This window comes from Paenibacillus catalpae, from assembly GCF_900112695.1.
GTDB classification, from domain to species: domain Bacteria; phylum Bacillota; class Bacilli; order Paenibacillales; family Paenibacillaceae; genus Pristimantibacillus; species Pristimantibacillus catalpae.
Map to the genome: position 1 here is coordinate 411,575 of NZ_FOMT01000005.1, position 21,122 is coordinate 432,696.

17 protein-coding genes are annotated in these 21,122 nt (G+C 51.0%); 9 read left to right on the forward strand and 8 right to left on the reverse strand.

Going from position 1 to position 21,122, the window contains the following annotated elements:
• Nucleotide 1 precedes the first annotated feature (1 nt).
• From BM200_RS23395 to BM200_RS23425, 7 genes are all read right to left on the reverse strand, one after another.
• A complete protein-coding gene (locus BM200_RS23395; RefSeq protein WP_091189065.1) occupies nt 2–670 on the reverse strand; it encodes a 2-hydroxy-3-keto-5-methylthiopentenyl-1-phosphate phosphatase in 669 nt (222 codons plus the stop codon).
• On the reverse strand, nt 667–1,887 hold the full coding sequence (locus tag BM200_RS23400) for a 2,3-diketo-5-methylthiopentyl-1-phosphate enolase (protein WP_091189066.1): 1,221 nt from the start codon (nt 1,885–1,887) through the stop codon (nt 667–669). The genes BM200_RS23395 and BM200_RS23400 overlap by 4 nt, the downstream gene beginning before the upstream one ends.
• A complete protein-coding gene (proC, locus tag BM200_RS23405; RefSeq protein ID WP_091189067.1) occupies nt 1,887–2,768 on the reverse strand; it encodes a pyrroline-5-carboxylate reductase in 882 nt (293 codons plus the stop codon). The genes BM200_RS23400 and proC overlap by 1 nt, the downstream gene beginning before the upstream one ends.
• Before the next feature lie 31 nt (nt 2,769–2,799).
• On the reverse strand, nt 2,800–4,050 hold the full coding sequence (locus BM200_RS23410) for a glutamate-5-semialdehyde dehydrogenase (RefSeq protein WP_091189068.1): 1,251 nt from the start codon (nt 4,048–4,050) through the stop codon (nt 2,800–2,802).
• A gap of 20 nt (nt 4,051–4,070) precedes the next feature.
• A complete protein-coding gene (gene proB / locus BM200_RS23415) occupies nt 4,071–5,177 on the reverse strand; it encodes a glutamate 5-kinase (protein ID WP_091189297.1) in 1,107 nt (368 codons plus the stop codon).
• A gap of 370 nt (nt 5,178–5,547) precedes the next feature.
• The gene (locus BM200_RS23420; RefSeq protein ID WP_091189069.1) at nt 5,548–6,738 is read right to left on the reverse strand and encodes a pyridoxal phosphate-dependent aminotransferase; all 1,191 of its coding nucleotides are present in this window, start codon (nt 6,736–6,738) and stop codon (nt 5,548–5,550) included.
• Nucleotides 6,739–6,956: 218 nt separating this feature from the next.
• A complete protein-coding gene (locus tag BM200_RS23425) occupies nt 6,957–7,406 on the reverse strand; it encodes a hypothetical protein (protein WP_091189070.1) in 450 nt (149 codons plus the stop codon).
• Nucleotides 7,407–7,577: 171 nt separating this feature from the next.
• On the opposite strand from BM200_RS23425, the gene BM200_RS23430 reads away from it, so the two are divergent.
• The gene (locus tag BM200_RS23430) at nt 7,578–8,372 is read left to right on the forward strand and encodes a carbon-nitrogen family hydrolase (RefSeq protein WP_091189071.1); all 795 of its coding nucleotides are present in this window, start codon (nt 7,578–7,580) and stop codon (nt 8,370–8,372) included.
• Between the two features lie 6 nt (nt 8,373–8,378).
• Here the strand turns inward: BM200_RS23430 and BM200_RS23435 are convergent, their stop codons facing one another.
• Nucleotides 8,379–9,272, reverse strand: a complete 894-nt coding sequence (locus BM200_RS23435; protein ID WP_091189072.1) for a LysR family transcriptional regulator — start codon at nt 9,270–9,272, stop codon at nt 8,379–8,381.
• A 169-nt stretch (nt 9,273–9,441) separates the two neighbouring features.
• Between BM200_RS23435 and leuC the strand changes: the two genes are divergently transcribed.
• The 8 genes from leuC (at nt 9,442) to BM200_RS23475 (ending at nt 21,102) form a co-directional block, all read left to right on the forward strand.
• Nucleotides 9,442–10,857 (forward strand): 3-isopropylmalate dehydratase large subunit, encoded by a 1,416-nt coding sequence (leuC, locus tag BM200_RS23440; RefSeq protein ID WP_175532983.1) that lies wholly within the window; start codon nt 9,442–9,444, stop codon nt 10,855–10,857.
• A 30-nt stretch (nt 10,858–10,887) separates the two neighbouring features.
• Nucleotides 10,888–11,487: a 3-isopropylmalate dehydratase small subunit gene (leuD, locus tag BM200_RS23445; protein ID WP_091189074.1), complete on the forward strand. Its 600-nt coding sequence runs from the start codon at nt 10,888–10,890 to the stop codon at nt 11,485–11,487.
• 162 nt (nt 11,488–11,649) lie between these two features.
• Nucleotides 11,650–13,071, forward strand: coding sequence for an N-acetylmuramoyl-L-alanine amidase family protein (locus BM200_RS23450; RefSeq protein WP_091189075.1), 1,422 nt, complete (start codon nt 11,650–11,652; stop codon nt 13,069–13,071).
• Between the two features lie 87 nt (nt 13,072–13,158).
• Nucleotides 13,159–13,761: a GerMN domain-containing protein gene (locus BM200_RS23455; protein ID WP_175532984.1), complete on the forward strand. Its 603-nt coding sequence runs from the start codon at nt 13,159–13,161 to the stop codon at nt 13,759–13,761.
• 24 nt (nt 13,762–13,785) lie between these two features.
• The gene (locus BM200_RS23460) at nt 13,786–16,272 is read left to right on the forward strand and encodes an S-layer homology domain-containing protein (protein ID WP_091189077.1); all 2,487 of its coding nucleotides are present in this window, start codon (nt 13,786–13,788) and stop codon (nt 16,270–16,272) included.
• Between the two features lie 175 nt (nt 16,273–16,447).
• On the forward strand, nt 16,448–17,149 hold the full coding sequence (nth, locus tag BM200_RS23465) for an endonuclease III (protein ID WP_091189078.1): 702 nt from the start codon (nt 16,448–16,450) through the stop codon (nt 17,147–17,149).
• Between the two features lie 5 nt (nt 17,150–17,154).
• The gene (locus BM200_RS23470) at nt 17,155–17,424 is read left to right on the forward strand and encodes an NAD/NADP transhydrogenase alpha subunit (RefSeq protein WP_091189079.1); all 270 of its coding nucleotides are present in this window, start codon (nt 17,155–17,157) and stop codon (nt 17,422–17,424) included.
• Between the two features lie 3 nt (nt 17,425–17,427).
• Nucleotides 17,428–21,102 carry a dynamin family protein gene (locus tag BM200_RS23475; protein ID WP_091189080.1) on the forward strand — a complete coding sequence of 1,225 codons (3,675 nt, stop codon included), beginning with the start codon at nt 17,428–17,430 and terminating at the stop codon, nt 21,100–21,102.
• The last annotated feature ends 20 nt before the right edge of the window (nt 21,103–21,122 follow it).

The following is a 21,122-nucleotide window of genomic DNA, read 5'->3' on the forward strand; positions in this document are numbered from 1 at the left end:
ATTAGACCGTCCTTTCTTTCTTGAGCTCATCCACGATGTCATGGAAGGTTATAAATTCGGTATGAGGAAGGCCAAGCTCCTTACATTTATCAGTCAGATAATGGCGGGAGAAGACGACGTCTGCGAGCTTCGCGCCTTCAAAGTCGGTCACGCTGTCTCCGATAATAATTCGTTCGAATTCAGTGGCAGGGAAACGGCGCATAATGGTCGTTTTGCACATCCCGCAGTCATTCGTGCAATGCCCGTCACATGGATGCGGCCATGTAATCTCGATTTGCTTGCCGCTGAAGTCACTGCCGTTGCAGTAAATATGATCTTCCGGAATGCCGAAGCGGGCAAGGACCGGGTACACAAAGAAATCGATGCCGCCGCTTGTCACATAAAACTCGATCTGCTCGTCTTTGCAATATTGAAGGAGCTCTGCAAAGCCGTCCCTGATCTGAACATTGTTAATGCCATACTCTACAACTTCCTGCTTGATGGAAGTCGGGAGGAGGCGGAACATTTGGCCAACGCCGTCGCGAATCGAAATTTGCTGGGACAGAACAGAGTTTGCAATGTCTTCCCATCCCGGCGGGTTGAAATGTTTAATAATCGCTATGATATTATCGTTAACGGTGATGGTTCCGTCGAAATCACAGAAGATGATGCGTTTCTTAGCAGTTGTCATTCCTTAATCCCCCATGCATCAATAGCCGCCTTAAGCGGTTCATTACCCGGCTGCGCCGCTGCTTCACGAAGCGATACGCCGTTCATTGCTGCCGTAATGGCGCTGCGGAAAGCTTTGCCGCCGGCTGCCGTACCCATTGGATGGCCGTGGATGCCGCCGCCTGCGTTCACGACTACATCTGTACCGAAATCACGCAAGATAAGCGGCACAAGACCTGGATGAATGCCAGCAGATGGAACAGGGAAGCTTGTCCGGAGCGTATCCGAAGGCGCGAGCAGCGCTTCCTTCACCGCCAGATTTTCTTCCTTCGGCATAACAACCGAGCCGTAAGGAGAAGGGAAGAGCACCAAATCCGCACCTGCAAGCCGCATCAGCTTACCCAGAAGAACGGAAGCACTGATGCCGTAATGCGGCGATGGATAAAAGGCGCCGGCCATCGCAGGATGAGCGGCAATCGGCACATTAATCTCAGGATCTTTGCTCAGCTCATGCAGTACATCATAGCCGTAAGACAGGACGTTGAACAGCAGAGCGTTAGCACCGGCTGCAATCGCTTTGCGGGCCTGGCTTGCAAGCTGCGAGGTAGGCCCTGTCAAGTTAACGGCATACAGCAGATTTTGGCCTGTTTCCTGCTGGGCTTTGCGGGCTGCTTCCATGCAGACCTCAACGCGTTTCTCAAGCGGAGTAAGCGGGTTCTCGAACAGGATTTCATCATCCTTGATCAGGTCAACGCCGCCAAGCGCCTGCTTGTAGAATTGCTCCTGCAGGTTCGGCAGATCATGACCAACTACGGATTTGAAGATACTCATCAGCAGCGGGCGGTCGTGAACGCCAAGGAGCTGGCGGACGCCTTCCAGTCCATATTTCGGGCCAGGGAAGGCGGACTGGAATTGCTCGGATACATCCAGGTCGATCAGCTTGATTTTACCATCCATCGACAGCTTGCCGAAGATCGTAACGAGCAGGGCAGGGATGTCACGGCTGAAGTTGATGTCCGGGTAGGCGATACGGATATCTGCATAACGTTCGCTGCCAGCCTGTTCATGCACTTCAACGGACAACACCTTCCCAAGATGCTTTTCCATCTCGGCTTTACGTGCTTCCGGAAGTTCCGTCCAGCTGCCGACCGTTAATCCAACAGCTATGGACAATGCTTTTTTATCAAAATCTGCTTTCTCGTCAAAGCAGCGGTAGGTTGCCACACACATCTGGTTCATTAGGAAAGCGTGCTCCTTTCAATATCGGCTCCGATTTCGCCCGCGCGTTCTGCGGAACGCAGCATGCCGCGAACAACAGCCTCAGTTAAGCCGCTTGTTGTCATCGATTCGATGGCCGCCTGCGTCGTTCCGTTCGGAGACGTAACCTTGCGGCGAAGCTCAGCAGGCTCTTCGCCTGTTGTCCGTACCATTTCGGCTGCACCAAGAACCGTCTGTACAATCAGCTCTTTGGCCTGGTCGGCAGGGAGTCCAAGCTTCTCTGCCGCTTCCATCATCGCTTCCATGAAGAAATAGACATAAGCCGGTCCGCTGCCGGATACGCCAACGATAGAATCCTGAAGGGATTCCTCAACAACGGCGTTGATTCCGATTGATGCAAACATGGTCTCCGCAAGCAGACGTTGTTCTTCCGTTACAGTGTCGGAATAGCTGATGCCCGTAACGCCAAGACCTATTGTGCTGGAAGTGTTAGGCATCGTCCGCACGATTGCGGCGGATCTGCCTAATACGCGTTCCATCGAAGCGATTGATAAGCCGGCAATAACCGAGACAATCAGCTGTTTGTCGGAAATCAAATGCTTAATAGACGAGATTGCGCTGACCGCATCCTTAGGCTTCATCGCAAGGAAAATAATGTCCGCATCCTGGATGAATTGCTCATTTGTCGATCCGCTCAGTACCGTTTGAATGCCGTAGCGCTCGGTGAGCTCATTCAGCCGGTCAGCGTTCTGACGGTTCAGCATAGAGATTTGCTCCGGCTTCGTCAGCTTTTGATTAATAAGTCCGCGTACAATTGCTTCCGCCATTGAGCCCGCGCCGTAGAAGCTGATTTTTAAAGCTTTAACATTTGCGTTTGCATTTGTTTTTTCCATCGATAACATGTTCTTCACCCTCCAACCTATTCCCTTTATCTTAACCGCGGATTTGGCCGTTGCCGTAAACCCGGAATTTCGTTGATGTTAGAGCTGGCAGACCCATTGGGCCGCGCGCGTGGAGCTTTTGCGTACTAATGCCGATCTCAGCCCCAAAGCCAAATTCGAAGCCGTCAGTAAAGCGGGTAGAGGCGTTATGATACACGGCAGCCGCGTCAACCTCCATCAGGAAACGTTCGGCATGTGCCGCATTCTCTGTCACGATGCATTCCGAATGCTTGGTGCTAAACGTTCGGATATGGTCAAGCGCCTCATCTAAGTTTGCTACAATACGAATATTTAAAACATAATCGTTATATTCCGTCGCATAATCCTGTTCGGTTGCCGGCTTCACCTGCGAAATGCGCTCCGCCGTTCGTTTGTCGCCGCGAAGTTCAACGTTAGCAGCAACGAAGCGGTCGGTGATTTGCGACAGATGGCGCTCGGCGAATGCTTCGTGAAGCAGCAGCGTTTCCATCGAGTTGCAGACAGAAGGGCGCTGTACTTTGGCATTGAAGGCAATACGCTCCGCCATATCATAATCCGCACTCTCATCCACGAAGGTATGACAAATGCCGGCGCCGGTCTCTATAACAGGTACTGTCGCGTTCTCTACTACGTTACGGATCAGGGCTGCACCGCCTCGTGGAATAACGACATCCAGCAGTCCGTTTAGTTTGAGCATTTCATTAACCGATGCACGGTCGGAATCTTCAATAAGCTGAATCGCATCCTGCGGCAAATCCGTTGCCGCAAGCGCCTCGCGCAAGACTTCAACAATCCGGCGGTTGGATTCGATGGCAGCGGAGCCGCCGCGAAGGACAACGCAGTTGCCGGTTTTGAGGCATAGGCCAACTGCGTCAACCGTCACATTCGGACGGGCTTCATAGATCATGCCGATTACGCCAAGCGGTACGCGCGTTTTCTCTACGCGAAGTCCATTTGGACGATCGAACTGCTCGAGCAGTTCGCCCACAGGGTCTGGAAGCTCCACGACTTGACGCAAGCCTTCTGCGATGTCAGCGACGCGGGCTTCATTCAAGGCAAGACGGTCGAGCAGGGAAGGGCTGGTGCCGTTCTCCCGCCCGCGCTCCAGATCTTTTCCGTTAGCTTCAATAATAGAGGCCTGATTCTCGATAAGGGCATCAGCCATCGCCGCAAGGGCTGTGTTTTTCTGCGCGGTCGTCATTTTGTTCATCACGTTTGCGGCGTTCTGCGCAAGGGTTGCTTTTTGTCTCACTTCACTAGCCATCGTTGATTCCTCCTAAAAGTTTATCGCAGGGATACCCACTCGTCGCGGTGAATGACTTCAATTCTTCCGACATCAACCCGGCGTTTTACTTCTTCCGTGCTGAGTCCGGCCACAGCTTGTATCTGCCAGGCTTCATAGTTCACAACACCGCGGCCGATCGTATCGCCCGTCAGATTGGTTACTTCAACAACATCCCCGGAATGGAAATCTCCCTGAATTTCGCGAATGCCGGCAGGTAGCAGGCTCTTGCCTCCAACGAGCAAGGCATGTTCTGCACCGTCGTCTACAATGATCCGGCCTTGCGGCATAGAGTGGAAGCCTAGCCATTGCTTCTTCATCGGGAGACTATGTAACTGGGTATCGAAATAAGTGCCTTTGCCGGTTCCGTCTACCGCTAATTGCAAATCGCCAGCTTGCTGAATCTTCCCGATAAAAGCCCGGACGCCGCCTCGCATGGATATACGTGCAGCTTCGATCTTGGAGCGCATGCCCCCGGTGCCGACCGCAGAGCCTGCTCCACCGGCAAGCTGCATAATTTCCTCCGAAATCTGATCCACGCGCTCGATCTTGACAGCCTCCGGATTTTTCCGCGGATCTTCCGTGTATAAGCCGTCCATGTCTGTAATCATAACAAGCCTGCTGGCTTTCGTCATGGCCGCAACAAGAGCGGACAGCTTATCATTATCGCCAAACTTTAGTTCCAGTTCATCAGTAGCTACCGTATCATTTTCATTAATAATAGGTATAATGCGCAGGCGCAGCAATTCCTCGATTGTTTTGAGTGCATTCTGGATCCGTTTGCGGTTAGAGAAGTCTGCGCGCGTCAGCAAAATTTGTGCAACGCCAATGCCAAACTCTCCGAATGCTTCCTGGTAAGCCTGCATGAGCAGCGCCTGACCAACAGCTGCGGCCGCTTGTTTCTCATGCACGGCCTTAGGACGTGCTGCGTATCCGATCTGGCGGAACCCTGCGGCTACAGCGCCGGAGGTAACTAGAATAAGCGGGCAGCCCCGCTTGTGCAAAGCAGCGAGTTCAGCTGCGAAATAGGTGATGCGTTCGCGGTTTAAGCCGCCTTCTTCCGAGGTTAAGGAGCTGCTTCCGATTTTGACAACGATTCTCTCCGACATCTTCTCATCCCATTTCATGACAAAATAAAAAGACCTCCGTCCATAAAGGACGAAAGTCTATAGCTTCCGCGGTACCACCTTTGTTGACCGAATGGCATACTTGCACACCCAGGTCCATCTCAAGCCTCATAACAGGAGGCGCTGTCCGGCTCTCGCCGGCCGCTCGGGGGTTGGATTCAGCAAGGAACCGAGGCAAATCTTGCAGCCTGATGAATTTGCTCTCTGGACACGGCCATCTCGCTTACTAGTCCCGTCATCACGTTACATCTTCAGTTAACGTTAGCATATCATGATACCCCATTGCTGTAAAGCAAGGCAAACACCATATAAACAGACAGCAGACCGGGGATTAGCCGGTCTGCTGCACAGGTTAAAAGATGCCGAGCTTTCCGATCCGCTCAATCGCTTCTATAAGCCTATCTTCGCTGGTCAAGAGGCCTAGTCGGACATATCCTTCGCCATGTGTGCCGAATCCGTTGCCGGGAGCAACGACAACATCAGCCTGCTCAAGTACAAGATCGGCAAACGATTCAGAAGTATAGCCTTCCGGAACCGGAAGCCAGCAGAAGAAGGAACCGCCCGGACGGTCAGCTTTCCAGCCAATCCGCTCCAGTGCGCCAAAGACCGCTTCACGGCGGCTTTCATATCTGGCCGTCAGCTCGTTTACACAGTCCTGAGGACCTGTTAGGGCAAGAGCAGCCGCTTCCTGAATTCCGCCAAACAGGCTGCAGTAATAATGATCCTGGATCAGATTGATCAGCGACACGATCTGCGCGTTGCCGATCGCAAAGCCAACCCGCCAGCCAGCCATGTTATAGGTTTTGGAAAGGGTATAGAACTCTACGCCAACTTCCTTGGCACCCGGTGTCTGAAGGAAGCTGACCGGCTTTTTGCCGTCAAAGCCGATGGCACCATAGGCAAAGTCGCTTGCTACAACGACACCGGTACGGCGTGCAAAAGCTACAGTCTCTTCATAGAACTTGGTATCGGCAACGGCACCAGTCGGGTTGTTCGGGTAATTAATGAACATCAGCTTGGCGCGCTTCAGCGCTTCCTGATCAATCGCGTTATAGTCCGGGAGGAAGCGGTTATCGGCCGTCAGAGGCATGAAGCTCATTTCAGCGCCGGAGAGGGCTACGCCCGACCAGTAGTCCGGGTAGCCGGGATCCGGTACCAGACATACATCACCCGGGTTAAGCAGACATTGGCTAATCTCAACCAGTCCTGTTTTGCCCCCGAACAGAATGGCTACTTCGGTAGCGGGATCCACTTCAACGCCATAATCCTCTTTATAGCGGTGAGCAACCGCTTCCTTCAGGAACGAATAGCCGCTGAAAGGCGGATAGCGGTGATACATCGGATTCGCCGAAGCTTCCTGCATTTTTGCTACGATATGGGGAGGGGTAGGCTGATCGGGATTGCCTTGCCCCAGATTGATAACATCCCGGCCTTTAGCCGCCTGGGCATTCGCCTTGCCGACAAGCTTGGCAAAGAACTGCGTTGGCAGCGCCGTCATGCGGTCCGCCGGTTTAATTACATGCTCATTAACTTGAGTTTCCATTTGCTCACACTCCACCATAAATGCTCTCTAATCGTATAACGACATTAGATTAAATGTAGCATGACGAAACCTTAAATGTCGAGCAAAGTGAAACGGCCATGCCGCCCATAAGTGGCAGAGCTCGTTTCACTCCGGCGAATTCTAAGCCTAAATTATAGCAGCTCTAATAAATGCTTAGAATTTAGATTAGTCGGCATAGAGGGAAGCGATTTGCTGCTTTAGGTAGCCGGAATGCCGACCTTCTTAATAAATGGTGTTATATCTTCTTTGAAGAGCAGAAGGAAGGGTCTGCGTTGTTCGTCAAAGACGAGCAGAAGCGGCGGTTTGCCATCGCAATAAAATAGGAACACGTCGTCAGCCAGCAGCTTTGTGCCGTTTACCGTGATGGTGACGGGCTTCTCAAGAGGTACACGATAAACATAAATACAGCTGTCGTCATTCGTGAGCTGAGGGGCAAGCCCGGTTACCGATGCAATCCACTTATTAGCGAACTGCTGATATTCTTTATCGTTTGGTGTTGTATGCACCACTTTCCCGGCTTTCACATCAAATACTTGAACGGGTTTAAAGGGCTGATCCTCAGGCGATGCCGCGAAGGCGGAGGATGAGGCGAAGGTCAGCATGAAGCAAAGGGCGAGCAGCAGGGCTGCTAATCGTTTCTGGCGCATTTTCAATCTCTCCTTTTACGGGAATGAATAACTCTTCTCCATTAATCTGCCCATCTTGACACTGAACCATGAGAAGGTATCATTAGGGAAAAGCTTATTCATATGAAGCAAGAATGACTGGAATCGGGCATCTTGGTCATTGGGCAGCAATTTACTCGAGGAGGACAAGAAATGACACAGCCATTGCGTATTGCATTATTGCAAATGAATATAGAAGTAGGGCAGCCGGAAGCGAATTTCGCCAAGCTGGCAAGTATGCTGGAGGAAGCGGCGTCCCAGCCCAATAAGCCGGACGTCATTGTATTTCCCGAGATGTGGAATACAGGTTACGCGTTAACCGAGATAACGACTCTCGCAGATCCTAAAGGCGAGCGCACGATTGCCTATTTGTCGGAGTTCAGCCGCAAGCACGGTATTCATATTATTGCCGGATCAATCGCCGAAGGGCGCGAAGACGGCGTATACAACACCATCTTTGCTTTTGACCGCGAAGGCAACAGGAACGGTGATTATTCGAAAATTCACCTGTTCCGCTTAATGGATGAAGAAAAGTATTTGGCGGCGGGGGATAAGCTCGGCAAGCTGGAGATTGAAGGAGCAGGCGCTGGCATGATGATTTGCTACGACATCAGGTTCCCGGAACTGGCGAGAAAGCTCGCGCTGGATGGCGCGAAGCTGCTCTTCGTTCCGGCCGAATGGCCTCATCCGAGATTGCATCACTGGCGGACGCTGCTTACAGCCCGCGCAATTGAGAATCAAATGTTCGTAATTGCCTGCAACCGCGTAGGAATAAGCGGAGAGACGCATTTCTTCGGCCATTCGATGGTTCTTGACCCATGGGGGGAGACCCTTGCAGAAGCGGGAGAAGAGGAGACCATCTTGTATGCCGAGATCGACTTGTCTCTCGTTGATACGGTACGCGGCAAAATCCCGGTATTCGAGGATCGCAGACCGTCTTTATATTAGCAGCTGTCACTTGTAATGACTGATTGTCTTGTTCATCGTTTCAATGAACGCCACTGCCGCTTTGGACAAATACCGTCCTTTGCGGCTGGCGATAATTAACGTACGCGACGGATGGTCTTTGAGCGATAAATAAACAGGCACAAACTCGCCGCCCGCGGCCCGGGTCAGCATCTTTGGAACAAAGGTTATGCCCATTCCGCCTGCAATAAGCGATTGTACGGTCTCAATGTTACTGCTCTCAAACACGATGTTAGGTGTAAAGCCGGCCTGTTGGCACAAATTTACGAGAATTTGACGGAAGCCTTGACCTTTCTTGAGGCCAACGAACGGTTCCTCCCGTAGTTCCTCAATCGATATTTCGTCCTTCCTGCCAGCCAATGGATGGTTTGGAGGTACGGCCAGACAGATTTCCTCCTCCATAAGAGATTCCCATTCCAACGACTGATCGACAAGCGGCAAGGTAAGTAGGCTTATATCGGTTCCCCCGTTAGCCGTAAGCTGCTCCAGCTTTAAGGTTGTATCTTCTACTAAAATGACCTCAATCTGCGGATACAGCTCCCCGAAGACCGGAAGCACTAGCGGCAGGATGTGCGACCCGGTAATTGGAAGGGTACCAACAACTAGTCGTCCGCGCTTCATTTGGGCCATATCATCCATCTCTTGCTTTAACTGTTCAATGGCATCCAGAATCGACTGGGATTTGTCCACAAACACTTGACCGGCCTGCGTCAGCTCGACGGAATTGGTCGTACGGCGGAACAGCAGGACGCCAAGCTCCTGTTCAAGCTTGGAAAGCTGCTGGCTTAGAGACGGCTGCGCAATATGCAGCTTCTCGGCCGCGCGGGAAAAGTTCTTCTCAATTGCAATTTGAATCACGTACTGTAGTTGTCTAAGTTCCATTACCAGCATTCCCCTTATAGTCCAAATGAGAATAGTTATCGTTATTTTATAGTTATTGCCTATAATCATTATAGATATTATATCTTGGTTGAATCAAGAAGGAGATGCTATGCTATTAACATCTAATAGAGCAAAGCGATGAATTCGCTTGAACGATGGGGTGAATATAATGACGAAAAGAACACTGTTTGAGAAAATTTGGGATAATCACGTCATTCATCAGGAAGAGGGCAAGCCGAGCATCATTTATATCGACTTGCAGCTGGTGCATGAAGTAACGTCGCCGCAAGCATTCGAAGGTCTTCGTATGACTGGCCGCAAGGTTCGCCGTCCTGACCTGACGTTTGCAACAATGGACCACAACGTTCCAACAAAGGACCGTTTCAATATTAAAGACCCAATCTCCAAGCAACAAATCGATACGCTGACGCAGAACTGTAAAGACTTCGGCGTTAAACTGTTTGACCTCGATAACATCGACCAAGGCGTTGTGCACGTTATGGGTCCTGAAATCGGCCTGACGCATCCAGGCAAAACAATCGTTTGCGGCGACAGCCACACATCGACGCACGGAGCGTTTGGCGCTCTTGCTTTCGGTATCGGTACTTCCGAGGTTGAGCACGTAATGGCTACACAATGTTTGCAGCAAGCAAAACCAAAAACAATGGAAGTTCGCTTCAAAGGTAGCCGTAAACCAGGCGTAACGGCGAAGGACTTGATCCTTGGCGTTATCGCGAAATACGGCACTGACTTCGCAACTGGTTACGTTATCGAGTACACAGGCGAAGCGATTCGCTCCCTGACAATGGAAGAGCGCATGACGGTCTGCAACATGTCGATCGAAGGCGGCGCGCGTGCTGGTCTGATCGCACCGGACGAAACAACGTTTGAATACCTGAAAGGCCGCGAGTACTCGCCTGCAAACTATGATGAGGCAGTTGAGGCTTGGAAACAGCTGACAACGGACGAAGGCGCAACTTATGATACCATTGTTGACTTCGACGTTGATTCCCTGATCCCGCAAGTAACCTGGGGCACAAGCCCAGGCATGGGTACGGACATCACTTCTTCCGTTCCATTCCCGCAATCTCTGCCGACTGAGAACGAGCGCAAAGCAGCAGAAAAAGCGCTTGAATATATGGATCTGAAACCGGGTACGCCAATGACAGAAATCGAGATCGACTATGTCTTCATCGGTTCTTGTACGAACGGCCGGATCGAAGACCTTCGTGCCGCTGCCGAAATCGCTCGCGGCTACAAAGTAAGCGAGAAAGTTACGGCTATCGTTGTTCCGGGTTCGGGCCGCGTTAAGCTGCAAGCTGAAAAAGAAGGCCTCGATAAAGTATTCACAGAAGCTGGATTCGAATGGCGTGAAGCAGGCTGCTCGATGTGTCTTGCGATGAACCCGGACGTTCTGGAACCAGGACAACGTTGTGCATCGACATCGAACCGTAACTTCGAAGGCCGTCAAGGCCGTGACGGACGTACGCATCTGGTATCGCCGGCAATGGCAGCTGCCGCAGCAATCAAAGGCCGCTTCACAGACGTACGTGACTGGAATGTTAAATCCGAAGTGTTGAACTAATTGAACGTGTGAGAGAGGGGTATTACCGATATGGAACCATTTAAACAACTGACGGGCATCGTTGCCCCGGTCGACCGCGTAAACGTCGACACGGACGCTATCATCCCTAAACAATTCTTGAAACGCATCGAACGCAGCGGCTTTGGCCAATTCTTGTTCTATGAATGGCGTTTCCACAGAAACGGCGAAGTAAACGTTGATTTCGAACCAAACAAACCGCGTTACCAAGGCGCTTCCGTCTTGATCTCCCGTGCGAACTTTGGCTGCGGATCTTCCCGTGAGCATGCACCTTGGGCGATTCTTGACTACGGCTTCAAAGTCGTTATCGCACCGTCTTATGCGGATATTTTCTACAACAACTGCTTCCAAAACGGCATCCTGCCAATCAAGCTGAGCGAAGAGCAAGTCGAAGACCTGTTCCAACGCACAGCGAAACATGACGGCTACCAGTTGACTGTCGATCTTGAGAACAAAAAGCTGACGGACGATTACGGTCTGGATCTTGCGTTCGATATCGATGAGCACCGCCGCCAGTTCCTGCTTCAAGGTCTGGATAATATCGGCCTGACCCTGCAGCATGAAGACAAAATTACAGCTTACGAACAAAAGCGTCCTGCCTATCTGGGTTAATAGATAGCATTGGAAAAGAGGGCAGCTCTTCAGACATAGAAGAGTTGCCCTCTTTTTTCCTTTCTACGCAACTTTTTCTGACAAAATGCGTCTAATAATTCGTCTAGCAAAGTCGAATGATCTCACATTCGATGCAGGCAATTTCAGTCATCGAGGTGGAAAATGAAAAAGAAGTTTGTGCCTATTTTGTTGTTTATGGCGGTTCTGTTTACTTTGTTCTCCGGAGTGGGACAAGCTGCGTCAACGCCAGTCGTCCCGAAGCTTTATCTGAACGATCAATTGCTTGCTCCATATGATGATCCGCAGATCGTGAACAATTTTACACTTGTCCCAATCAGGGTTGTATCGGAAAATATGGGCTACGAGGTCAATTGGTCCGCGGCTACAAAGACAGTCACCATACATAACGGTCAAAACCAGATTGTACTTACCATCGACAAGAACATTGCGCTCGTTAATAACAAACCGGTGCAAATGGACATGTCTGCCAAACTGCAAAAAGGTAGGACGACCATGATTCCCGTTCGGTTTGTAAGCGAGCAGCTTGGATTAACCGTGAAATGGGAACAAACGACGAAATCCGTCTATTTGTACAAATCAGCTGATCCCGAAGATCCTGCAACAACACCGGATCCTGTAGAGACAAGCTCGATTACGTCCATTCAGTATGACAGCAACTTCGGCATTATTATTAACTATGATGGTAAATTGGGGACTATTAAGCCGTTCAAGCTTGATGCTCCGAAGCGTATCGTCATTGACTTTCCGAACACGACTTACTCAGACGTCTTATCATCTCAATTCATGGGAGCGGAAACACGGATTCCTGTAGCGGACAATCCGTATATCTCCATGTTCCGTTACTCGGTATTTTCTACGAATCCGGCTACTGCTAGACTAGTGCTTGATTTGAATACGGATACGGATGCCGATGCCGTGGTTCAGGATAATGGAGCAGGGGTATTAACTATTGGATTAACCGATCCGGCCACAACTACGCCGGTTGATCCGACACCTCCGCCGGTCACAACGAACCCGGGTGATAAAGTCTATAACGTTGTTATTGATGCCGGCCATGGCGGAACCGATCCTGGCGCGAAGAGCATTAACGGGCGTTGGGAGAAGGAAGCCAATCTTAGTCTGTCGCTTAAAGTAAAAGCTTTGCTGGACAAAGAAAAGTATATCAAGCCGCTGCTCAGCAGACCGGAAGATAAATTCGTAACGCTCGCAGACCGCGTGACGTTCGCCAAGAACAATAAAGCGGATATTTTTATCTCTATTCATGCGAACAGTAATCCTACTTCCAGCGTAACGGGTACGGAAACCTACTACACGCGTGACAGCAGCAAGCCTCTTGCAACTATCATTCACAAGCATCTGGTGAAAGCTACCGGCCTTAAGGATCGCGGCGTGAAATACGGTAACTTGCATGTAACGAGAGAAACAACGATGCCAGCTATTTTGCTCGAAACCGGATTCTTGTCGAACAAAGGTGACTCCGAAATCCTGTACAGTGATGCAACGCAAAACAAAATGGCGGCAGAAATCGTGGCAGGAATTAAAGAGTACCTGAAACTTTCTTAAATTCTAAGAATTCACCGGAATGAAACATGCTCTGCCGTTTAAGTACGGCGAAAGCTGTTTCACCTTGAGAAAGCGGGGAAATCGATCGTGCGCAAACCGGCAGTCATCATTTTATTATTTATCGTCCTTTTAACTGTAGCAGCATGCGGAAATGCGAATAAGCCGGATGGTCAGTCAGGCAGTGAAGGAAGCGGCAATGCACCGGCGCCAAGCCCGTCGATAGAGACGGTTGCAGCTACTGAACCTACGCCGACTCCGGTTCCAACGGACGAACCGACCGTTCAAACGGAACCGGCAAATCCCATTGAAATCTATTATGCTGATACGGAGTTTGAGAAGTTAATCGCGAAGAAAATCGATGTGAAATCTCATTCTTCAGAAGACCTGATTAAGCAAGCTTTAGCTGCCTTGCAGCAAGACGGTCCTGACGGAACAGTATCTTTGTGGAAGCCAATTCCCATTAAATCCGTCAAGCTTGAGAATAATGCGGTAACGATTGATATCGAACTGCCTGACACCGCTCGCTTAGGTGCGCCGGGGGAGCAGATGCTGCTTGATTCTCTTGGACAAACCTTGTTCCAGTTTGATTTTGTGCAATCTTATGATCTTCTGGTGGATGGACAAGCCTTGGAAAGCCTGATGGGCCACTTCGATCTTGAGCATCCAGCCGTTCGCCATACTGCTAAATGATAAATTGAGGAGGATTATTCATCTATGCCAACCCATTCATCCCGTTCCAAATTGATTGCCGGCGTTTTAGCTTTCTCCTTGCTTGCCGGTGGCGCCTCCATTGCGGTTCCAGCCCCGTCTGCATTTGCGGCGGTTGTTACGAACAGTCCGTTTGCGGACACGATTCCTGCATGGGCACAAAAGCATGTTACAAAGCTGGCCCTGCAAGGCATTATTAACGGTTATAAAACGTCAAGCGGCAAAACGGAATTCCGCCCGCTGAACAGCGTCTCGCAAGAAGAAGCGGTTGTGATGGCTCTTCGTTTCGCCGGTCTGGCGGATGAAGTCAAACCGGATGATATCGTTGCTTACCCTGCATCATTCAAAGTAAGTAATTTCGCTAAGCCTTATATTATTGTGGCTTTCAAGAACGGCCTGCTTGATCAGAATGATGAATACGCGATTGCATCTGCAAACACGAAACAAGCATGGGGTACAACTCCCGCGACGAGGGAGTGGGTAACTAAGCTGCTTGTGAAAGCAATTGAGAAGAAAGATTTAGCCGATGATCTGAGCAAGACGGCTTCAACCTTTGCTGACGGCAATCAGATTACCCCTAAATACCTGGGTTATGTTAATGCCGCGGTGTCGCTAGATCTGGTAAAAGGCGTATCGGCAACAAAGTTTGATCCGAAAGCTCCTGTAAACCGGGCAAGTCTTGCAACCTTGTTCAGCCGTGCGGAGAAACAATATGAAGTACCTTATGCGGGACAGGTTAGCGGGATCGTAACTGCTCAAACAGCTACGTCGATTACTTTGTACAGCGAAGGGAAAGAAACCTCTTACACGCTGGACTCCAAATCGTTGTTCTATAAAGCGGACAGCGATAATCCAATCGCAGCCGGCGATATCAAGCTCTATACAGATGTTACGCTTATTAGCAACTCGGGTAAGGCGTTATATGTAGAAGCACAAGGAACGGAGCAGCATGTCAAAACAACAACAGCAAAGCTGGACCGCGTGAATACTACGGATCGTTACTTCTATGCCTGGGTGAATGATGAACCGGTAAAATTCACTTACAGCAGCGCGGTGTCCGTAAAAGACAGCACCGGTAAAACATTGCAGATGTCCGATCTGAAGCGTGATACGAATCTGACAATCGTTCAAGATACATTCCGCAGCGCACCCCAGGTAGTATCCATTACAGCTGAGGTGCAAACTGGCGCCAATACCGTCACGGGACAATTCTATTCAGCGGGCAGCGGCTTGATCAACTATCTTGTAGACGGCACGCTGCAGTCCAAATTCCTGGCGGATAATGCGGTAGTCATCATTAACGGTATCGAGGAACCAACGGTTAGCGATCTGCTGAAGGGAATCGATAATATCAAGCTCACCTTGAATGATGAGCAGAAAGTTACACGTATTGAAGTTGTAAACCGGAATGTCTCAACCATTGATTCAGCAACGGTTGTCAACTACAGCGGCGATAACAAACTGCTTACGGTAGTTGATCCCGCTACAACAAACGCAAGTGCGTTATTCCTGAACGATTCTACCAAAATTGATTATAACGGATCGTCAATTACGGTGAGCCAAGCGAGAGCTTATCTTGTTGCTAACCGCAAAGTTAAAATTACGTATTCCGGCAATGTAGTTGTATCCTTAAGCTTTATTTACAAACAGACGGGTACGCTGGTGTCTGTAAACACCAATGACAAGTTACTGTCCGTTAAGCTTGATTCCGGCGAGAAGGTTAGTATCCCGTATACAGCACCACTTCTCCAAATTCCAGGCGTATCGGTTCCTACGATCGGAAGCCTGCAGGCAGGAGATACGTTGACTGTTCTGCTCGATTCGAACCAAGAGAAGGCAGCAACCATTCAGGTTCATAAAACGCTGCAGTATCAGGTTGTCTCCGCAAATACGTCAACCAAGCTTGTAACGGTAAAAGCGGCGGATAATTCGCAAAGAGAGATTTCGCTGACGAATGTTCCGATTACCGATGAGAATGGCAGCGCTTTGACGATAAGTGCTTTAACAAGCGGCACGATCATTAATGTCCCTTACATCGGAAGCAATATTCAATCTGTAAAGATCATTACGATGAAGTACGGCACGGTGTCTTCCGTATCGTCAAGCAGTCTGTCCGTGACGGAAACAAATGGTTCAACATCAACGGTTTCGCTCTCCAAAGGCGTTAAAGTGATCAAAGGCACGCAGACCACTTCTACGTCCTCGTCGATTGCGTCAGGTGATATTATTCAAGTCTATAAAGACGAGAACGAACAGACCATTGTAACCGTTGCGGTAGGCGATAAGCGCACGTATTGGAAGTATGACGCGGCTAATGCGACACTGTGGACATATAAGAATACATCGGAAGATAACAGCAACTTCGCCTATATTTCTTCTGATACCAAAATTTTGTACAACAACGCGTCCATTCAGGTCAGCGCATTAAAGGACGGGGATTCGATCACCGTCTATGGCTTCAACAATAAAGCAATCAAAATTGTAAAATCGTAAGGTTACGGTGAAATATAAGTGGTATAACGAGCAGAAATAAGGCTAAATTCTTATATTTTGTGAAAAAACCGTCCAAATGGGCGGTTTTTTCTGTATTTACGGCCGAATAAGGTTGCTTCTCGTGACAAATTTCGCTACACTTTGAACGATAGTGTTTGGGATTAGGAGAGAGACGATGAATGCGAAGCAGAAGATGCGACATATATTGGATACGTTAGCGGAGATGTTCCCGGATGCACATTGTGAATTGCATCACAGTAATCCGTTTGAACTGACCATCGCGGTCCTGCTGTCGGCACAATGTACCGATGAGACAGTGAACAAAGTCACTGTCAATCTGTTTCAGAAATATAGACGGCCGGAAGATTATTTGACTGTGCCGCTGGAAGAGCTGGAGCAGGATATTCGCCGTATCGGGCTATTCCGCAGCAAGGCATCTAATATTCAAAAGCTATGCCGCATCCTAATCGATAAATATGAAGGGGAAGTTCCTTCGAGGCATGAGCAGCTGACAGAGCTGCCTGGCGTTGGACGCAAGACCGCCAATGTAGTTGTCTCGAATGCGTTTGGCGTTCCTGCAATTGCCGTAGATACGCACGTGGAGCGGGTATCGAAACGGCTTGGCATGGCTAAGCTGGATGATACCGTACTGGAAGTTGAAAAGAAGCTGATGAAGCTTGTACCCCGTGAGGAATGGACGCTCACCCATCACCGGCTTATTTTTTTCGGCCGCTATCATTGCAAAGCACAAAACCCGCAATGCCCGATATGTCCGCTGCTTGATCTCTGTAAGGAAGGCAAACAGCGTATGAAGCCGGGCGGACAAACGAAGACTAAAATTAAGGCAACCAAACCGAAAAAAGCCAATGAAGGATGATGACAATGAAATGCATTTCCGTGTATACAAACAATTTTGAACTGTTCTCCGATATTTTTGAGCAAGTTCTCGAATCACCTCCGCAAGAAAATGAGGATATTCTGGTAGAAGGCGTAACCGTGAGCGGCTCCGGGGATGTGCCTGAGCAATACATCGAACGTATGCGCCAAAAGCCTGAAGTTGTTGTAATGAAAGAAAAAGAGCGCAATATTATGATTTTGCAGCATGGTAATGTATTTGAAATTTGCCTGCCTGCGGAAGAGGAAGCTGTATAGACCATGATGGAAACGACAGTACGAGGCATGACAGAGGCACTGTCCAATGCCGCAGCAGAGATGCAGGCGGCTGGTGACAGTCTGCACGCGAAGCAAGTATTGGAGTTGAACAGTAAGCTGGCCGAGGGCCGGCTTACTGTTGCATTTTGCGGGCATTTTTCAGCAGGGAAATCAACGTTAGTCAACCGGTTATGCGGAGCAGAGCTGCTCCCTTCCAGCCCGATTCCTACGAGTGCCAATGTAGTGGCCATTCGCGGGGGAGAGACGGCAAAGGCCAGCGTAGTCAGTATCAGGAACGGAGAGCATGTAAGTGCGGATATTCCTCTCGAACAGCTGGCCGCGTATTGCAAAGACGGTGAAAACATTGAGTCCGTATCCATTTATTATCCTACTGAACGTCTTGGCAATCATACCGTTCTTCTTGATACTCCCGGCATTGACTCTACGGATGATGCCCACAGAATGTCGACCGAATCGGCACTCCATTTAGCGGATGTTGTTTTTTATGTAATGGATTATAACCATGTCCAATCCGAAATTAACTTTGCCTTTGCGAAGCAATTGAAGGACTGGGGCAAGCCCTTATACTTTATCGTAAATCAGATTGATAAGCACCGTGACCGTGAATTATCGTTCGAGCAGTACCGGAAGAGCGTGGAAGAAGCGTTTCAAGCTTGGCATTTGGAGCCGGCGGGGATCGTTTATTTGTCGTTACGCCAGACGGATCATCCGCACCAGGAATGGGAGCAGCTGGAGCTTTTGCTATCCCAGCTTGCAGCGGAGAGAGTGCCGCTTGCGGCGTACAGCGTAGATGCATCGCTTCGACATCTTGTAGCCGAGCATGAGAAATGGTGGGATATGCGCGATGAGCCGGAACGTGAACGGCTGATTGCGGAGGCTGGCGGTGAGGAAGCCGCTGCCAAGGTGAAGGAAGAGATGGCTCAGCTGGAAGCCGAGAAGAGCAGGCTGGCCGCGGAATCGGAGAGGATCCGCGTTGAATTGCGGCGAAGCGTTCAATCGCTTCTCGATAATGCGATTATTACGCCTGCACCTCTGCGCGATAAAGCGCATGTCTTCCTGGAGAGCCGTAAACCTGGATTCAAGACAGGACTTCTATTCGCAGGAGCAAAAACCGCCGCCGAGCAGGAGCGCAGACTGGAAGTATTCCATACGGAGTTTGCTGCCCAGGTGAATGCGGCTATCGACTGGCATGTGAAGGATCTGCTGCGCCGTGCGGCGGAGCAGGCCGGGTATCCGGCTGACCGGATCGAGCAGGAGCTGACAACGGGTCTGACATGGCAGCCTGAGCCTGAGTGGCTGGTAGAGAAAGTGAATACCGGGGCAACCTTCGGCAACGAGTATACGATGGTGTACAGCCGCGAGCTTGCCGCGGAAGTGAAATTGATCTACCGCAAGAACGCGTTCGAGATCATCGACGTGCTTGCGAAGCATATTGCCGCTGCGAGCAAAGCCGCAGCGGATGAGGCAGCGGCGCAGCTTGCCGCGCTTGGCGCGCAGGCCGACGCGCTCACGCAGTTGGCCGCACTGGGGCAGCGCGCTGCCGCGCATGCGGCGAAGCTTGCTGCTGCGCTGCCGCCGCGGGCGCAGCGCCCGTCGCTGCCTGCGCCTCACAAAGCCAGCGCGTCTGCGCCAGCGGCTAGCGCCGCAGCTGCGCCAGGCGGCAACGCCGCTGACGCGCCCGCGCAGCCTCGCGCTGCAGGCGCGCGCGCATCTGCGCCGCAAGCCGGCGCCGCACTAGCCGGCGGCGCCGCGCTTGCGCAGCAGCATGGCGCCGCAACGCGGCTTGAGCGCGCTGCTGCGCTGCTCGCGCCTTACGCGCCGCTGACCGCCAGCGCGGATGCTATGCTGGGCAGGGCCAACCGGCTGCGGGACAGCCGGTTCACGATCGCGCTGTTCGGTGCCTTCAGCGCGGGCAAATCCTCGCTCGCGAACGCCTTGCTCGGTGAGCCGGTGCTGCCGGTGTCGCCGAACCCGACAACCGCAGCGATCAACCGCCTCGTGCCGCCGACAGCCGAGCACGAGCATGGCACTGCCCTTGTCGTCATGAAATCCTACGACGCCATTATCGAAGATCTGCGTTACTCGCTGGCGCTGCTTGGCGAAGACGCATCTGAGTCTGCTTTGCCGAATGCATCGGCGATTATGCTTGCAATTGATATGTTAACACCGGATGCCATTCATGCCGGCGGACGTCCACATTACAGCTTCCTTCGTGCGGCGCGCAAAGGCTGGGATGCGCATGAAGCGCTGCTCGGCACAGAAATCTCGGTCTCGCAGGATGAATACGAGAAGTTTGTTGCCGAGGAATCCCGTTCCTGCTTCGTCAGCGAGATTGCGCTTCATTACGACTGCCCGCTGACACGTCAAGGTATCGTGCTCGTAGATACGCCGGGGGCTGACTCCGTGAATGCCCGTCATACCGGAGTAGCGTTCAACTATATCAAGAATGCGGACGCTGTCCTGTTCGTCACTTACTATAACCATGCCTTCTCGCAAGCGGACCGTCAGTTCCTGATGCAGCTTGGACGGGTGAAGGATCAATTCGAGCTTGATAAAATGTTCTTCCTCGTCAACGCGGCCGATCTGGCAGCTGATGCCGAGGAGCTTGAGGGCGTTTTGAGCCATGTTGAGACCAATCTGCTTCAGCATGGCATCCGTAATCCCCGCTTGTTCCCGGTATCCAGTCTGCAAGGTCTGGATGCGAAGATGGACGGCAGCATGGAGCTGCTTGAGCAATCGGGTATCGATGCCTTTGAGCAATCCTTCCTTGGCTTTGTCCAGAACGATCTCGGCAAGCTGGCTATTGACGCCGCAGAGCAGGAGATCACGAGAGCGGCTTCTACTGTGGCCGGCTGGCTGAAGAGTGCAGCAGGCGATGCCGCATCGCGTCTCGCGGAAAGCGAGCGTCTTGGCGAGCTTCAGGCTGAAGCAAACGCGTCGATAACCGCTTTTAAGGAAAATGATCCTCCGGCGCAGTTGCTCCAAGAGCTGAATGAGCTGCTTTATTACGTTGTTCAGCGGATTCAACTTCGATTCGGGGAATTTTATAACTACGCGTTTAACCCGTCAACGCTGCAGGATGACGGCCGTGATCTGCGCAAAATGATTTGGACCGCATGGCTGGAGCTTCAGCGTCAGGTTCAGACCGAGCTGTCGCAAGAATTACAGGCAACAACTCTGCGAATGGACCGTAAGGTGAACGGTCTTCTGAAGAAGCTGTATGCAGCTCTGACCGAGCAGCTGGAATCGTTAATCAACGGCTACAGCGCTGCAGCGTACGCCGCCAAGGATCTTCCGACGCCGGAAGCCGTAACGGAATGGACAATGTCCGGCGTGGATGCCAAGTGGCTGTGGGGCTGGTTCAAATCCCCTCGCCATTTCTTCGAAGGAGATGGAAAAGCCGCGCTGCGCAAGGAGCTGGAGACAGCTATTTCCCCGGCGCTTCAAGCTTGGATGAATGAGCACATCGACAGCTGGTCTGGCTTGTATACCGGGCTTTGGAGACAATGCGCCGAGGAGACAGGAGTAACCTTGGCCGATGATTTATCCCGTTATGTGCAAGGCATGCAGTCCTCCTTGTCTGACGAAGCGGATACCGGGCAGCTCAGCAACTTGCATCACCAGATTAAGGAGCTGCAAGCGTCGGCTATTGCTTAATGGTTTATCGCATTTATTGT

What these genes read in the sequence shown, in the direction of transcription:
- BM200_RS23435 (WP_091189072.1), bottom strand. Translation starts at nt 9,272, where the DNA reads ATGGAACTTAGACAACTACAGTACGTGATTCAAATTGCAATTGAGAAG.
- BM200_RS23395 (WP_091189065.1), bottom strand. Translation starts at nt 670, where the DNA reads ATGACAACTGCTAAGAAACGCATCATCTTCTGTGATTTCGACGGAACC.
- leuC (WP_175532983.1), top strand. Translation starts at nt 9,442, where the DNA reads ATGACGAAAAGAACACTGTTTGAGAAAATTTGGGATAATCACGTCATT.
- BM200_RS23425 (WP_091189070.1), bottom strand. Translation starts at nt 7,406, where the DNA reads ATGCGCCAGAAACGATTAGCAGCCCTGCTGCTCGCCCTTTGCTTCATG.
- BM200_RS23450 (WP_091189075.1), top strand. Translation starts at nt 11,650, where the DNA reads ATGAAAAAGAAGTTTGTGCCTATTTTGTTGTTTATGGCGGTTCTGTTT.
- leuD (WP_091189074.1), top strand. Translation starts at nt 10,888, where the DNA reads ATGGAACCATTTAAACAACTGACGGGCATCGTTGCCCCGGTCGACCGC.
- BM200_RS23430 (WP_091189071.1), top strand. Translation starts at nt 7,578, where the DNA reads ATGACACAGCCATTGCGTATTGCATTATTGCAAATGAATATAGAAGTA.
- BM200_RS23420 (WP_091189069.1), bottom strand. Translation starts at nt 6,738, where the DNA reads ATGGAAACTCAAGTTAATGAGCATGTAATTAAACCGGCGGACCGCATG.
- BM200_RS23460 (WP_091189077.1), top strand. Translation starts at nt 13,786, where the DNA reads ATGCCAACCCATTCATCCCGTTCCAAATTGATTGCCGGCGTTTTAGCT.
- BM200_RS23410 (WP_091189068.1), bottom strand. Translation starts at nt 4,050, where the DNA reads ATGGCTAGTGAAGTGAGACAAAAAGCAACCCTTGCGCAGAACGCCGCA.
- nth (WP_091189078.1), top strand. Translation starts at nt 16,448, where the DNA reads ATGAATGCGAAGCAGAAGATGCGACATATATTGGATACGTTAGCGGAG.
- BM200_RS23470 (WP_091189079.1), top strand. Translation starts at nt 17,155, where the DNA reads ATGAAATGCATTTCCGTGTATACAAACAATTTTGAACTGTTCTCCGAT.
- BM200_RS23475 (WP_091189080.1), top strand. Translation starts at nt 17,428, where the DNA reads ATGATGGAAACGACAGTACGAGGCATGACAGAGGCACTGTCCAATGCC.
- proB (WP_091189297.1), bottom strand. Translation starts at nt 5,177, where the DNA reads ATGTCGGAGAGAATCGTTGTCAAAATCGGAAGCAGCTCCTTAACCTCG.
- proC (WP_091189067.1), bottom strand. Translation starts at nt 2,768, where the DNA reads ATGTTATCGATGGAAAAAACAAATGCAAACGCAAATGTTAAAGCTTTA.
- BM200_RS23400 (WP_091189066.1), bottom strand. Translation starts at nt 1,887, where the DNA reads ATGAACCAGATGTGTGTGGCAACCTACCGCTGCTTTGACGAGAAAGCA.